General features: G+C 65.1%; 11 protein-coding genes and 2 pseudogenes. 9 read left to right on the forward strand and 4 right to left on the reverse strand.

What is annotated here, in order from left to right; translation table 11 throughout:
• Positions 1 to 13: 13 nt before the first annotated feature.
• Both KZO24_RS21395 and KZO24_RS21400 read right to left on the reverse strand, forming a co-directional pair.
• Positions 14 to 1,213, reverse strand: a complete 1,200-nt coding sequence (locus KZO24_RS21395) for an acetyl-CoA acetyltransferase (RefSeq protein ID WP_271181491.1) — start codon at positions 1,211 to 1,213, stop codon at positions 14 to 16.
• A complete protein-coding gene (locus tag KZO24_RS21400; RefSeq protein WP_430098996.1) occupies positions 1,213 to 2,637 on the reverse strand; it encodes a hypothetical protein in 1,425 nt (474 codons plus the stop codon). Before KZO24_RS21400 ends, KZO24_RS21395 begins: the two co-directional genes overlap by 1 nt.
• Before the next feature lie 168 nt (positions 2,638 to 2,805).
• Between KZO24_RS21400 and KZO24_RS21405 the strand changes: the two genes are divergently transcribed.
• From KZO24_RS21405 to KZO24_RS21445, 9 genes and pseudogenes are all read left to right on the forward strand, one after another.
• Positions 2,806 to 3,690: an SDR family oxidoreductase gene (locus KZO24_RS21405; RefSeq protein WP_486487744.1), complete on the forward strand. Its 885-nt coding sequence runs from the start codon at positions 2,806 to 2,808 to the stop codon at positions 3,688 to 3,690.
• A 3-nt stretch (positions 3,691 to 3,693) separates the two neighbouring features.
• A complete protein-coding gene (locus KZO24_RS21410) occupies positions 3,694 to 4,857 on the forward strand; it encodes an acyl-CoA dehydrogenase family protein (protein WP_271181494.1) in 1,164 nt (387 codons plus the stop codon).
• Positions 4,858 to 4,931: 74 nt separating this feature from the next.
• Positions 4,932 to 5,408: a MarR family winged helix-turn-helix transcriptional regulator gene (locus KZO24_RS21415; RefSeq protein WP_271181495.1), complete on the forward strand. Its 477-nt coding sequence runs from the start codon at positions 4,932 to 4,934 to the stop codon at positions 5,406 to 5,408.
• Between the two features lie 26 nt (positions 5,409 to 5,434).
• Positions 5,435 to 6,192, forward strand: a pseudogene (locus KZO24_RS21420) (SDR family NAD(P)-dependent oxidoreductase).
• A gap of 7 nt (positions 6,193 to 6,199) precedes the next feature.
• The gene (locus KZO24_RS21425) at positions 6,200 to 6,631 is read left to right on the forward strand and encodes a PaaI family thioesterase (protein ID WP_271181497.1); all 432 of its coding nucleotides are present in this window, start codon (positions 6,200 to 6,202) and stop codon (positions 6,629 to 6,631) included.
• On the forward strand, positions 6,628 to 7,422 hold the full coding sequence (locus tag KZO24_RS21430) for an enoyl-CoA hydratase-related protein (RefSeq protein ID WP_271181498.1): 795 nt from the start codon (positions 6,628 to 6,630) through the stop codon (positions 7,420 to 7,422). The genes KZO24_RS21425 and KZO24_RS21430 overlap by 4 nt, the downstream gene beginning before the upstream one ends.
• A gap of 756 nt (positions 7,423 to 8,178) precedes the next feature.
• Positions 8,179 to 8,637, forward strand: a pseudogene (locus tag KZO24_RS21435) (acetyl-CoA hydrolase/transferase C-terminal domain-containing protein); the annotation flags it as partial.
• Positions 8,638 to 8,718: 81 nt separating this feature from the next.
• Positions 8,719 to 9,642 carry a 3,5-dioxohexanoate:acetyl-CoA acetone transferase gene (gene kce, locus KZO24_RS21440; protein ID WP_271181500.1) on the forward strand — a complete coding sequence of 308 codons (924 nt, stop codon included), beginning with the start codon at positions 8,719 to 8,721 and terminating at the stop codon, positions 9,640 to 9,642.
• 41 nt (positions 9,643 to 9,683) lie between these two features.
• Entirely contained in the window at positions 9,684 to 10,964 is a 1,281-nt protein-coding gene (locus tag KZO24_RS21445; protein WP_271181501.1) for an enoyl-CoA hydratase-related protein, read from the forward strand.
• Between the two features lie 46 nt (positions 10,965 to 11,010).
• Here KZO24_RS21445 and KZO24_RS21450 read toward each other — a convergent pair whose 3' ends face one another.
• On the reverse strand, positions 11,011 to 12,195 hold the full coding sequence (locus KZO24_RS21450) for a dihydrolipoamide acetyltransferase family protein (RefSeq protein ID WP_271181502.1): 1,185 nt from the start codon (positions 12,193 to 12,195) through the stop codon (positions 11,011 to 11,013).
• 160 nt (positions 12,196 to 12,355) lie between these two features.
• Positions 12,356 to 13,285 (reverse strand): 3,5-dioxohexanoate:acetyl-CoA acetone transferase, encoded by a 930-nt coding sequence (gene kce / locus KZO24_RS21455; protein WP_271181503.1) that lies wholly within the window; start codon positions 13,283 to 13,285, stop codon positions 12,356 to 12,358.
• Positions 13,286 to 13,601 lie beyond the last annotated feature (316 nt).

The raw sequence follows: 13,601 nt of genomic DNA on the forward strand, positions 1-13,601 counted from the left end.
CCCTATTATCTTGTCAGTTCAGGCGGCCGAGGATCGCCACGGCGGCGACGCTGTTGAACGGCGCACCGCCCAGATTGTGCGTCAGGCCGAAGTCGACCTTGCCGCGCTGGCGCTCGCCCGCCCGGCCCTGAAGCTGGTTGTAGACCTCGTAGGCCATGCGCAGGCCCGAGGCGCCGACCGGGTGGCCGAAACACTTGAGCCCGCCGTCGAGCTGGCACGGGATCGCGCCGTCGCGGTCGTACCGGCCATCGAGGATGTCGGCAGGCGCGCGGCCCTCGTCCGACAGGCCGAGGTCTTCCATGATGACCAGTTCGGTGATCGAGAAGCAGTCGTGCACCTCGGTCATGTCGATGCTCTGCTTCGGATCGTGGATGCCCGCCTCGGCATAGGCCTTGCCAGCCGCGACGCGGGTATTGGGCACATGCGCGCCGTCCCATTCGCCGTACTGCATCTCCCAGCCGTTGCTGGCGCTCAGCTGGATCGCCTTGATCGTGACGGGGTTCGCCTTGCCCAGCCCGCGCGCGATGTCGGGCGTGGTGACGATGGCGCAGGCCGCGCCGTCCGACACGCCGCAGCAATCGAACAGGCCGAGCGGATCGGCGATCATCGGCGCGTTCAGGATCTTGTCCATCTCCACCGCCTTGCGCATGTGCGCTTTGGGGCTGTGGACGCCGTTCTGGTGGCTCTTCCACGAGACATGCGCCATCGCCCGCTTGAGGTCGCCCGCGTCGATCCCGTGCCGCGCGGCATAAGCTCCTGCCAGCTGCGCGAACGTGCCCGGCGCGGAGCCATAAGGCATCCACAAGTCGTTCTGCACGCCCTTGGTCTTGAGCGGCAAGCCGCCGTAGCCGGTGTCCTTGAGCTTCTCCACGCCGATGGCCAGCGCGATGTCCACCGCGCCCGAAGCCACGGCATAAGCCGCGCCGCGCAGCGCCTCGGTCCCGGTGGCACACATGTTCTCCACCCGCGTCACCGGCACCCGCTGCAGGCGCAGAGCATGGGCGGCGGGCAGCGCGGAATTGCCGACGTTGATGTCGTCAAGCGCATTGCCGACCCACGCCGCCTCGATCTGCTCGCGCGCGATACCGGCATCCGCCAGCGCCTCGCCGAACGCCTCGACCATCAGACCGTCGGCGCCGAGGTCCCAGCGTTCGCCGAAGCGGCTGCAACCCATGCCGACTATGGCGACCTTGTCCCTGAATCCGCTCGCCATCAGGCGTCTCCCAACGTCGGGCGCGCGAGCGGCGCCGCTTTCCAGAAATAGGTGCGGGTGCCCAGCTCGCGGTTCTGCGACTTGATGCGCAGCCGCATGCGGACGCGGTCCCCCACCGCAAAGCCCTGCTCGGGCCGGTCGACCATCTCCATCAGCACCCGCGCGCCGTTGTCGAACTGGACGAGACCAAAGTCGAACGGCGGATCGGGGGTGAAGTTCAGCCGGTCCGCCGTGATCGAGACGATCTTCGCCTCCAGATCGGCAAGGCGCACGTCCTCCAGCATTTCGGGCTCGGACAGAGCCGGGTTGACCGGATAGGCGCTCTTGGGGAACTGGACGTTGCCCCCACTGTCGCGCCCGCCGATGAAGCCGATGGTGTCGCGGCCGACGCGCTCCAGCACGGTGGCCTGCGATTTCTGCTGGAATTCCGCGCGCATCCCCCAGTCGAGCGACAGCGCGCCCGAAAGATTGAGGAAGCGCGTGGGCGAAGTCAGGCGGAAGCCCTGCGCGAGAACCTCGGCGAACCCGGCCACGCCCTCGACTTCGCCGGTAACCTCGAAGACCAGAGCATCGACGCCACTGCCGAACCCGACGACCAGCACGTAGTCACCTACCGCCGCCGCCGCGAGCGCCAGGCCGAGGCCGTAGAGCGGCATCGCCGTGCCCAGATCGCCCGCCGCATCGGAAACCGATTGACAATGATTGGGCGCAGCGACCTTCAACTGGCGCGCCGCAGCGGCCCATGTCCCGCCGACCGGCTCGGCCACCGCGACATGCGTCAGATGTCCCGGCTCGATCCCCGCTTCCTCGCAGGCGTCGCGGATGGCGGGGACGATCAGTTCGGCCACCGCCACGTCGCGCACGAAGCGTTCCTCGTAAACGTAAGGCGTGGGGTGATCCTGCGAGGCGTAGCGATCGACCAGATCGTGCGTCACGCTGGCGAAACCCGCCAGCCGCGCGCCGCCACCCTCGCCGATGCGCACCGCGGCGGCGCCGTCGCCATAGGCCAGCTGCGCCGCGCTGCCCGCCTGCGTCAGCCGCTTTTCCGATGCGACGACGATCTGGTCGCCCGTACCCAGCAGCGCATCGAGCATGGCAGTCGTGGCGGCGCGGCGCGAATTGCCGAAGTCCACGGTGCGCACCGTGCGCGGCAGGGCCAGCGCATCGAGCGCGATCGCGCTTTGCGAACGCTCCGTATAATAGGCCGAGGTCGAGGCGATCCGCAGACTTTCGGGCGCGGTCTGCACCAGCCCCCGCGCCGCTTCTACAGCCATCGTCAGGCTGTCCTCGTCCCAGCCCGCCAGCGCGCGGAAACCGCCACGCGGCATGCCGAGGCCGCTCCAGGAATATTCGCGGGCGATCGCCTTGCGGTCGACGCGCAGCGCGGGCAAGTATGCACCCATCGCGGTTATACCGATCTGCACCCTATCCTCCGCAAGATCATTTTTCAGGTCCGCCGCTGCTTGGCGGCGGCATATCGTCGCAGCCTTCTTGACAGCGCCGAATCATTTTGTAAACAGGTTCACAATTAGTGGCAAGGGTGATTTGGCACCCCTCGGGGCAGCCTCCGGCCAAGGGAGCAGGACTTGGATATTTTCAGACAGGATGCACTGGCCGGGAAGGCCATTCTAGTGACGGGTGGCGGCAGCGGCCTTGGCCGGGAGATCGCCCGCAGCCTCAGCGCGCGCGGCGCAGTGGTGCATATCTGCGGCCGCCGCCAGGCGCTGCTGGACGAAACGGCCGCCGAAATTTCGGCGGCGACCGGCGGCGCGGTCCATGCTCACGCCTGCGACATCCGAGATGCCGATGCGGTGGACGCGATGGTCGAGGCGATCTGGCAGACGGGCCCGCTTTCCGGCCTGTTCAACAACGCCGCCGCCAACTTCATCGCACCGACCAAGGACCTGAGCGCCCGGGGCTTCCGCGCGGTGACCTCGACAGTGATCGACGGCACGTTCTACACCACGCTGTCGTGCGGCAAGCGCTGGATTCGCGACGGGATCGCAGGCGCGGTCGTCTCCAACCTGACGACCTGGGTATGGACCGGATCGGCCTTCGTGGTGCCGTCCGCCATGGGCAAGACCGCGATCGACGCGATGACCAAGTCGCTGGCGGTGGAATGGGGCCCTTACGGCATCCGCCTCAACGCCGTGGCCCCCGGCCCCTTCCCCACCGAAGGCGCCTGGGAAAAGCTGAACCCGATCCCGGACACGCAAAGCTCGGCCACCAATTGCGAGACGGTGCCGCTGCGCCGCTTCGGTGACATGCCCGAACTGTGCAACCTGATTACCTTCCTGTTGTCGGATGGGTGCAATTACCTGACGGGGCAGACCATCGCGATCGACGGCGCGCAGCATCTCGCCGGTCCCGGCACGTTCGCCGATCTCACCAACCTGACCGGCGAGCAGTGGGACGCAGCGCGCGCCGCGATCGCAGGTTCGGTCGCCAAGGAAAAAGCCCAACGGGGGAGCAACTGAGCCATGATCGAAAGATCCCTCTTCCAGCCCGAACACGAAATGTGGCGCGACACTGTCCGCAAGTTCATCGAGAAGGAAATCGTCCCCTTCCACGACCAGTGGGAAAAGGACGGCATCGTCCCGCGCGAGGTATGGCTCAAGGCCGGTGAGGCCGGGATGCTGTGCTGCACGGTTCCCGAGGAATACGGCGGCATCGGCGCGGATTATCTCTACGACGTCATCGTCTTCGAGGAATTGTGGCGCGCGGGCACGAGCGGCCCGGGCTTCCTGATCCACACCGACCTCGTCGCCTCCTACATCCTCGCCTTCGGGACCGAGGAGCAGAAGCGCCAGTGGCTTCCCAAGATGGTCAGCGGCGAGGCGATCGGCTCGCTCGGCATGACCGAGCCGCACGCGGGCAGCGATCTCAAGGCGATCCGCACCCGCGCCGAGCGCGACGGCGACGATTTCGTCATCAACGGGCAGAAGGTGTTCATCTCGAACGGCCAGCTCTGCGACGTGATCGTGCTGGCCACCAAGACCGACAGCGCCGCCGGGGCCAAGGGCACCTCGCTGTTCCTCGTCGATGCCAGCCTCCCCGGTTTCAACCGAGGGCAGAACCTCGACAAGCTCGGCATGAAGGCGCAGGACACCTCGGAACTGTTCTTCGACAACCTGCGCGTGCCTGCCAGCGCAATGCTGGGCGAGGAAGGTCAGGGCTTCGCGCTGATGATGACGAAGCTGTCGCAGGAACGGCTCGCCCAGGCGATCCGCTCGGCGACCGTGACCGAAACCGTCATCGAATGGACGGTGGACTATACCGCCGAGCGCAAGGCCTTCGGCCAGACCATCGGGGATTTCCAGAACACCCAGTTCGTGCTGGCCGACCTCAAGGCACGCGCGGTGATGGCGCGGGTCTTCACCGACAAGTGCATCGACCTGTTCATGAAGGGCGAGCTTGATCCGGTCGATGCCGCGATGGCCAAGATGACCACCTCGGAACTGCACTGCGAAACGGTCGACAAGTGCCTGCAATTGTTCGGCGGCTGGGGCTACATGTGGGAGTATCCGATCTGCCGCGCCTATGCGGACGCGCGCATCGTCAAGATCGCCGGCGGGTCCATCGAGATCATGAAGACCATCATCGCGCGTGAGATGTTCAAGGGCAAGCTGACGCGCAAAGGGTAATGGAAACACGCTTACCTCTTGATGCACGCGCGATTGCCGATAGTGCGGAGGTTTCAACCTCCGAAGGAAAGAGCGTGCCCAAGAATCTGGATTCCAATTTGCGCTTCGGCTTTTTGATCCACGACGTGTCGCGCATGCGCCGCATCGTCGTGGACCGGGCCCTCAAGCCCCTCGGCATCACGCGTTCGCAGTGGTGGGTGCTGGCCTTCCTGTCGCGCCGCGACGGAATGACCCAGACCGCCCTCGCCGCCGACCTCGATCTCACCAAGGTGGCGATCGGTGGACTGGTCGATCGCATGGAAGCCGGTGGCTTCGTGGAACGCCGGGCGGATGAACGCGATGCCCGCGCCCGTCGCATCTACCTGACCAAGGCTGGCCAGAAGCTGGTCGCCGCGATCAGGGAAGCGGTTGATGCGGTGGAAGCCGACATCATGAGCGTGGTGGAAGACGAAGAACTCGAGGGCGCCAGCGGCGTACTCCTCAAGGTCAAGACAAGACTGATCGAACTCATCGGCAGCGATGCCGAAGGGGCCGGCGACATAGAAATGTAGCCGGTCATGAACAAACGGAGGTTGTTGTGAAAGGTTTGGAAGGCAAGGTCGCCATCGTCACCGGCGGCGGACAGGGCATCGGGCGCGCGCTCGTTCTCAGGCTCGCGGCGGAGGGGTGCAAGGTCGCCATCTTCGATCTCAGCCCCGAGGCGGGGAAGAGACCGCCAAGCTCGCCGGAGACGCCGTGGTGCAGACCTGGCAGGTCGATGTGAGCGACTTCGAGGCCGTTCAGGCTGCGGTAGGTGCCGTTGAGGACACTCTTGGTCCCGTCTGGGCGCTGGTCAACAACGCCGGATGGGACAAGCCGATGCCCTTCCTCACGACCACCCCGGAGTTCTGGGACAAGGTCATCTCGATCAACCTCAAGGGCAATCTCAACACCCATTTCGCGGTCGCGGGCCGGATGGCGCAGCGCGGCGGCGGGCGGATCATCAACATCGCCTCGGACGCGGCGCGCGTCGGCACCAGCAACGAGGCGGTCTATTCGGCCTGCAAGGGCGGCCTCATCAGCTTCACCAAGTCGATCGCCCGCGAACTGGCGCGCAAGAACGTGCTCGCCAACTGCGTCTGCCCCGGCCCCACGAACACGCCGATGATGGCCAGCGTGCTGGGCGAAGGCGCCGACGCGGAGAAGTGGAAGGACGCGATGGTGCGCGGTATCCCCTTGAAGCGCATGGGAGAACCCGAGGACTACGCCGGCATCGTGGCAATGCTCGCGTCGGACGACGGCGCCTATATCACCGGGCAGGCCATTTCCGTCTCCGGCGGCATGAACATGGTCTGATCCGGCTATGTCGGATCAGGACAATACCCCGCCGCCGATCCCGGGAAACTGGGAAACCGGCATCGTTACCCGCACGGGAGCGTGGACGGTCGGCCAGATCTGGGTCGATTGGGAAGCGAAGCGCTACTGCCTGAAAGTCTCGGAAGATCACTGCAACGGCGTCGGCGGCATGCACGGCGGCGCCATGGCGACTTTCCTCGACGGGCAGGCCTTCGTCTACCAGGACCGCGAAGCCGCCGATCCCCATACGCCGACAATATCCTTGCAGGTCAATTACCTGGCTCCGCCCGTCGCGGGCGACTGGCTGGTGGCGGAGGTCGTGCTGGTGAAAACCACGCGCACGATGATCTTCACCCAGGCGATCGCCACCGTCGGAGAGCGGGTGATGGCCAGCTCCCACGCGATCTACAAGAACAACGCAGGAAAGGACTCGCTATGAGCGAAGCACCCCAGTTCGAGCACGTGATCTACGAAGTAAAGGGCCGCGCGGCCTGGATCACGATCAACCGCCCCAAGCTCTACAACGCCTTCAACGCCCAGACGATCGAGGAGCTGATCGCCTCGTTCAAGCTGGCCGCCGACGATCGCGGCGTCAGCTCGGTCGTGCTCACCGGCGCGGGCGACAAGGCCTTCTGCACCGGCGGCGACCAGTCGGCCCACGAAGGCCAGTACGACGGGCGCGGCATCGTCGGCCTGCCGATCGACGAACTGCAGTCGATCATCCGCGACATTCCCAAGCCCGTGATTGCCCGCATCAACGGCTTCGCGATCGGCGGCGGCAACGTCTTCGCGACGCTGTGCGACCTCTCGATCATGTCGGAATCGGCGAAGCTCGGGCAGGTCGGCCCCAAGGTCGGCTCGGTCGATGCAGGCTGGGGCACCGCCCTGCTCGCCCGCCACGTCGGCGACAAGAAGGCGCGCGAAATCTGGTTCCTCAACCTCCAGTATACGGCGGCAGAGGCGCTCGAGATGGGCCTCGTCAACAAGATCGTCCCGCACGACCAGCTCGATGCGGCGGTGACCGAGTGGACCGACATCCTCGCCCAGCGTTCGCCCACCGCGCTGGCGCTCGCCAAACGCAGCTTCAATGCCGACAGCGACAACATCCGCGGCATCTCGATGCTGGCGCTAAATGCGGTGAAGCTGTTCTACGACACCGACGAGTCCAAGGAAGGCGTCCGCGCCTTCACCGAGAAGCGCGCGCCCGACTTCCACAAGTACGTGAAGTGACGGAATAGCAGATAGCAAATCAGCAGGGTCGGCCCGTGGCACCACGACGCATCACCGCAGACGATCTGGCCGCAGTCCTGCCGCCCGGTGGGCTGACGCTGGTTTCGTCGTGCAGCGCGGAATCGGACCTGCTGGCCGATATGGTCGCCGGGGGGAGATACCCTGGCGGCCATGCGGTTCTCGGGAATTTTCGTACCCGGCCTCAACCGCCGGACATGGTCGGGAAGCAGCCTGAGCCGCGTGCTGACGTTCTTCCAGACGCCGCAGCTCAGGGCGGAACCCGAGCGGGTCGATTTCAGGCCGCTGTGCTACGGGCAGATATCCGCGCTCTATGCGGCCGAGCCGCCAAGCGCCGTGCTGTTCATGTGCAGCCCGCCCGATGAAAACGGAATGTGCTCGTTCGGGCCGGAAACAGCGTTCATTCCCGATTTCTGGCGATCCGCCGGAACGCGGATCGCGCATATCAACCCCGCCATGCCGCGCACGGCAGGCGATCCGGGTATTCCCTTCGGCGAACTGACCGCTTTCATCGAGCAGGATCAGGTATTGAAAGGCACGCCCACCGATCTTCCGGACCCTGTTTCGCGCGCGATCGCGGAACATGCGGCCCGGTTCATAGAAGACGGCGCCACGCTGCAGACCGGCCTCGGCAAAGTGCCCGACGCCGTCCTCGATGCCCTGCATGACCGCCGCGACCTGCGCCTTCATACCGGCCTCGTCGGCGACGGCGGGCTGCGGCTGGTGCGATCGGGGGCCATGGCCCCGGGTTCGAGCGCCCTCGTCGGCGTCGCGATCGGATCGCCCGAACTCTACGCCGGGCTGGATGATCCCCATTTCCAGTTCCGGCCGGTATCGGTGACGCATGATCCGCGCATCGCGGGAGCCGCCGGACACTTCGTCACGGTGAATTCCGCGCTGGAGGTCGATCTGTTCGGCCAAGTCTATTCCGAGGTCGGCCCCAAAGGCGCCATGTCCGGACCGGGAGGCGCCAGCGACTTTGCCGCCGCCGCCCGCCTGTCGCCGCGCGGGCTGCGCCTGATCTGCCTTCCCGCCGACGCGGCGAAAGGCACGTTGTCGCGGATCATCGACCCTGCCTCTGCACGCGGCCCGGCATCGCTGAGCCGGCTCGATACCGATGTAGTCGTCACCGAACATGGTGCCGCCGACCTGCGGGGCAAGAGCCATGATGACCGCGCCGAAGCCCTGATACGTATAGCCGCCCCCAATTCCGCGATGTCCTGGCAGAAAGCTGGCGTGCGGTTTCGGATCGGCTCTGAGAACACAAGAGAGGATTATATGGCCAAGACCATCATCAGCTGCGCCGTGACCGGTTCGATCCACACGCCGTCGATGTCGCCGCATCTGCCGGTGACGGCCGACGAGATCGCGCAGAGTGCGCTTGAGGCGGCAGAGGCAGGCGCCGCGATCGTCCACCTGCACGCGCGCGATCCCGAAACCGGCAAGCCGGTGCATGAACCGGAAGACTTCGCGCCGTTCCTCAAGGTCATCAAGCAGGCGAGCGACGTGGTAGTGAACATCACCACCGGCGCCTCGCCCTACATGCCCGTCGAATATCGCGTGAAACCCGCCGAGACGTGGCAACCCGAAGTGGCCAGCCTCAACATGGGGAGCATGAACTTCGGTCTGTTCCCGATGCTGAAGAAGGACCGGGAGTGGAAGCACGCCTGGGAGCCCGAAATGCTGGAGGCCAGCCATGATCTGGTGTTCCGCAACAGCTTCAAGGACATCCGCTATGCGCTGGAAACGCTGAACAAGACCGGCACCCGCTATGAGTTCGAGTGCTACGACACGGCGCACCTCTACAACCTGCACTACTTCTGGAAGGAGGGCTTGGTCGAAGGCCCGCTGTTCATCCAGACCTGCTTCGGCCTCCTCGGCGGCATCGGCGCGCATCCGGAAGACGTGATGCACATGAAGCGCACCGCCGACCGCCTGTTCGGCGACAACTACCGCTGGTCGGTGCTGGCGGCAGGCGCGAACCAGATGCCGGTGGCGGCGATGGCGGCCAGCATGGGCGGGCACGTCCGCGTGGGGCTGGAGGACTCGCTGTGGATCGGCAAGGGCCAGCTCGCCACCAGCAACGCGCAGCAGGTGACGAAAGTGCGCCAGATCATCGAGGGCCTTGGCGGCGAGATCGCCACCCCTGCCGAAGCGCGCGAAATCCTCGGCCTCAAGGGTGGCGACAAGGTCGCCTTCTGACCCTGCTTCTCGCAATGCCGCAAGCCGGCGCAGGAGAATTCATGACATTGCCCCTCCCCGATCTCACCCAGTTCCGTGTCGAGCGACAGGACAACGGCCTGATCCATCTCGTCTTCGACTGCCCCGACAGATCGATGAACGTCTTTTCCAACAAGGCGATCCATGAACTGGGCGCCTTCGCCGAATGGCTGCACCGCGCCGACGACGTTCGCGGCGTGGTCGTCCGTTCCGGCAAGGCCAACGGCTTCTGCGCGGGCGCGGACCTGACGGAACTGGGCGTCGCCTACGAGATGATCGTCGCCGCGCCCAGGGCCGACCGTTTCGATATCGCCTTCGACCACTTCTTCCCCCTCAGCCATGCGATCCGCCGTCTGGAGACCGCAGGAAAGCCGATTGCCGCCGCCGTCGCTGGTGTCGCGCTAGGGGGCGGATGCGAACTTGCTCTCGGCGCCCACTACCGTGTCCTGACCCGTTCCCGCCGTGCGATGCTGGGCCTGCCTGAATATGCCGTGGGGTTGCTTCCCGGCGCCGGTGGAACCCAGCGCATGCCGCGCCTCGTCGGCGTCGAGGCCGGGCTGGAAGTCCTGCTTCTCGGCCGTACCTACCAGGGCGAAGATGCCGTGGCTGCCGGCCTTGCCGGCGAGGTCGTGGATGAAGGCGACGAGATCGCCGCCGCCGAACGCTGGCTGCTGTCCAAGGCGGCCCACTGCGTGCAGCCCTGGGACCGCACTGACAGTGCTCCTTTGCCGCATGCCGAGATTTCCGGCGCCATCGAGCGCCATCGCGAACGCGAACTGGCAAGGATGCTCGGCCATGAACCAGCCCCTCTCGCCATTCTCGACTGCGTGGAGTTCGGCATCATCCAGCCGATCGATGGCGCCATCCGCGCGGAAATGTCCGTGTTTTCGGCTCTGATCCAGCGCCCCGAACCCCGCAACATGATCCGTACGATGTTCCTCGGCAAGCAGGCCTATGACAAGGCGGCAAAGGACGGCTCCCTGCCGGACAGCATCGAAGCCGCGCGGGAGGCGATCTCCACGAAAGTATCGCAGGCGTCTTCGCAATGCCCCGAATTGGCCAGCGCCCTGTTCGGAGCCCCTACCCCCGGATCTGCACCGGTCCAGCGGAGGGTCGGTACGGACTTCTGGCTTCGCGGTCGTCCGGCGGCGATGGCAGCTCTGAAGGAACTGTCACAGGACTGCAGCAGCATAGTCGCCGACATGGACGACATCACCCGCCTGCAACTCGATCACGCACTTGCTCGCACGCTTGTTGTGCCTGCCTATATCGGCGGCCTCGCTGGCATGGCCGAACTGGTCTAGGACGTCCTCTTGCGGGAGAGTTTAGAACTCTCCCGCAAGAATTGTATCAGGAAATCAGCAGCATAGGCACCTCGATCGCCTCACGAAACGCGGCCATGAATTGCGCGGCCAAGGCGCCGTCGATCGCGCGATGGTCGAAGCTGCCGGTCGCGGCCATGATCGTGGCCAGCGCAATATCGCCGTCGACTTTCCACGGCTGTTCCACCCCTGCCCCGATACCCAGGATCATGGCTTGCGGCGAATTGATGACCGGCACCATCTCATCGATGCCGAACATCCCCAGATTCGAGATGGTCGCGGTCCCGCCCTCGTAGTCGCCGGGCGTCAGGCGGCCTTCCCTCGCCTTCGCCGCAAGCGACCGGCCCGCTTCGGAAACAGCGCCAAGGGAAAGGGCCGCCACATCCCGGATGACCGGTGTGACGAGGCCGCCGTCGATGGCCACCGCCATGGCGATGTCGACGCGTTCGAAGCGATGAATCCGGTCCCCGGCGAACTGCACATTGGCTTCTGGAACCTGCTCCAATGCCCACGCCATCGCCTTGATAACACAGTCATTTACTGAAACGCGGGCACCGCGATGCGAGACGGCACCGTTCAATTCCCGGCGCAGTTCGAGCAATCCGTCAAGACGGCAGCGGGCGGTGAGATAGAAGTGCGGGACGGTCTGCTTGCTCTCGGTCAGGCGCCGGGCGATGGTCCTGCGCATAGTGGACAGGCTCTCGCTGCGCATCGGTATTCCCTGAGGCGCGGGCAGCGGCCGATCTTCCGCCGGGATCAGGGCAACCGATGCCGCCGTCGCAAGTCCCAGATCTGCCGCCATTATCCTGCCGCGCGACCCCGAGCCCGCGATCGAGTCCAACCCGATGCCGCGTGCCGTGGCAAGGCGCCGGGCGAGCGATGTCGAACTGACATCCGGGGCTGAAACGGGCAATGTCTGAATCGGCTCGGCGTAGGTTTCGGCAGCAGCGAGAGGGACAGGATCGGTGTCCTCACCGGCACTCAACAGTGCCACAACGGCACCTACGGGTACATCAACGCTACCTGCAGGCACCACCAGACGCGCTATGCGGCCATCTTCGGCGGCTTCCATTTCCATGGTCGCCTTGTCGGTTTCGATCTCGGCGATCAGGTCGCCCGCCTTGACGGTATCACCCGTGCCGACCAGCCAGCGGGCAAGCGTCCCCTTCTCCATCGTCGGGGACAGCGCCGGCATTTTGAGTTCAATGGCCATTTCAGTTTCTCCGGAAACAGTTGCGTCGCTGCATTGGCGGTGGCGTCGGCATCGAAGCGCAACTGGCCCGATGCCCGCCAATCTTCAGCCCAGGGCCGCGCGCATCTCGGTGATCGTAGCGGTCATCATCGTCATCCCGATTGCTGCGAAAAGGAGCGCTTCAGAACCCCACTTTATCCCCGCCCTTGAGGCCGAGGATTTCGCGCGCTTCGGCAGGGGTGGCGATCTCGCCGCCGAGGCCCTCGATGATCTGGCGCACTTTCGTCACCTGCTGCGCGTTGCTGGTCGCAAGCTGGCCCTTGCCGATCCACAGCGAGTCCTCCAGCCCCACGCGGACGTGCCCGCCCATGCTGGCCGCCATCGCCGCCACCGGCATCTGGTTCGCGCCTGCCGCCAGCACCGACCAGCGGTAGTTGTCGCCGAACAGGCGGTCGGCGGTGCGCTTCATGTGCATCACGTCCTCCGGGTGGGCGCCAATGCCGCCGAGGAGGCCGAAGCAGGTCTGGATGAACAGCGGCCCTTCGACCAAGCCCTCCTTCCAGAAGTAGTGCAGGTTGTAGAGGTGCGCCGTGTCGTAGCATTCGAACTCGTAGCGGGTGCCGGTCTTATTCAGCGTTTCAAGGGCATAGCGGATATCTTTGAAGCTGTTGCGGAAGACGAGGTCGTGGCTGGCCTCCAGCATCTCCGGCTCCCAGGCGTGCTTCCACTCCCGGTCCTTTTTGAGCATCGGGAACAGCCCGAAGTTCATGCTGCCCATGTTGAGGCTGGCCACTTCGGGTTGCCACGTCTTGGCGGGTTTCACGCGGTACTCGACCGGCATGTAGGGCGAGGCGCCGGTGGTGATGTTGACCACCACGTCGCTCGCCTGCTTGATCACCTTGAGGAACGGCGCGAAGTCTTCCGGTTCATGCACCGGCTTGCCGGTTTCGGGATCGCGCGCGTGGAGATGGACGATCGCCGCCCCGGCCTCTGCCGCTTCCAGAGCGCTCTGCGCGATCTCGTCGGCCGTCACCGGCAGATGCGGCGACATCGACGGCGTGTGGATCGAGCCCGTCACGGCGCAGCTGATGATGGTCTTGGACTTCGGCATCTCGCCCTCCGTTTTTCGCTGCCGATCTCTGCCGAGGCATTCGTTGTGAACGTCGATGTGGTTTAAACTGTCCAAACGGTCAATATGATTCTTACCGCGGAGCGCGACCGGACACAGAGATCGCAGGCAAAGTCGTCAAAATTGGCGAATCCAGCTCGCGCCTTTACTCCCCGTCACGAATTATCTGACCATATGACTAATAGCCAGCCCAGCAAAAACGGCACAGGAATGCCGGAAGGTAGGCACCAACCGCATCGGTCATGCTCACCATAACTCCGATATTTATCTATGAATTACAGTATATAAATCGATCATC

This window comes from Novosphingobium sp. NFX11, assembly GCF_057376415.1.

What these genes read in the sequence shown, in the direction of transcription:
- KZO24_RS21445 (WP_271181501.1), top strand. Translation starts at nt 9,684, where the DNA reads ATGACATTGCCCCTCCCCGATCTCACCCAGTTCCGTGTCGAGCGACAG.
- KZO24_RS21425 (WP_271181497.1), top strand. Translation starts at nt 6,200, where the DNA reads ATGTCGGATCAGGACAATACCCCGCCGCCGATCCCGGGAAACTGGGAA.
- KZO24_RS21395 (WP_271181491.1), bottom strand. Translation starts at nt 1,213, where the DNA reads ATGGCGAGCGGATTCAGGGACAAGGTCGCCATAGTCGGCATGGGTTGC.
- KZO24_RS21410 (WP_271181494.1), top strand. Translation starts at nt 3,694, where the DNA reads ATGATCGAAAGATCCCTCTTCCAGCCCGAACACGAAATGTGGCGCGAC.
- kce (WP_271181500.1), top strand. Translation starts at nt 8,719, where the DNA reads ATGGCCAAGACCATCATCAGCTGCGCCGTGACCGGTTCGATCCACACG.
- KZO24_RS21430 (WP_271181498.1), top strand. Translation starts at nt 6,628, where the DNA reads ATGAGCGAAGCACCCCAGTTCGAGCACGTGATCTACGAAGTAAAGGGC.
- kce (WP_271181503.1), bottom strand. Translation starts at nt 13,285, where the DNA reads ATGCCGAAGTCCAAGACCATCATCAGCTGCGCCGTGACGGGCTCGATC.
- KZO24_RS21450 (WP_271181502.1), bottom strand. Translation starts at nt 12,195, where the DNA reads ATGGCCATTGAACTCAAAATGCCGGCGCTGTCCCCGACGATGGAGAAG.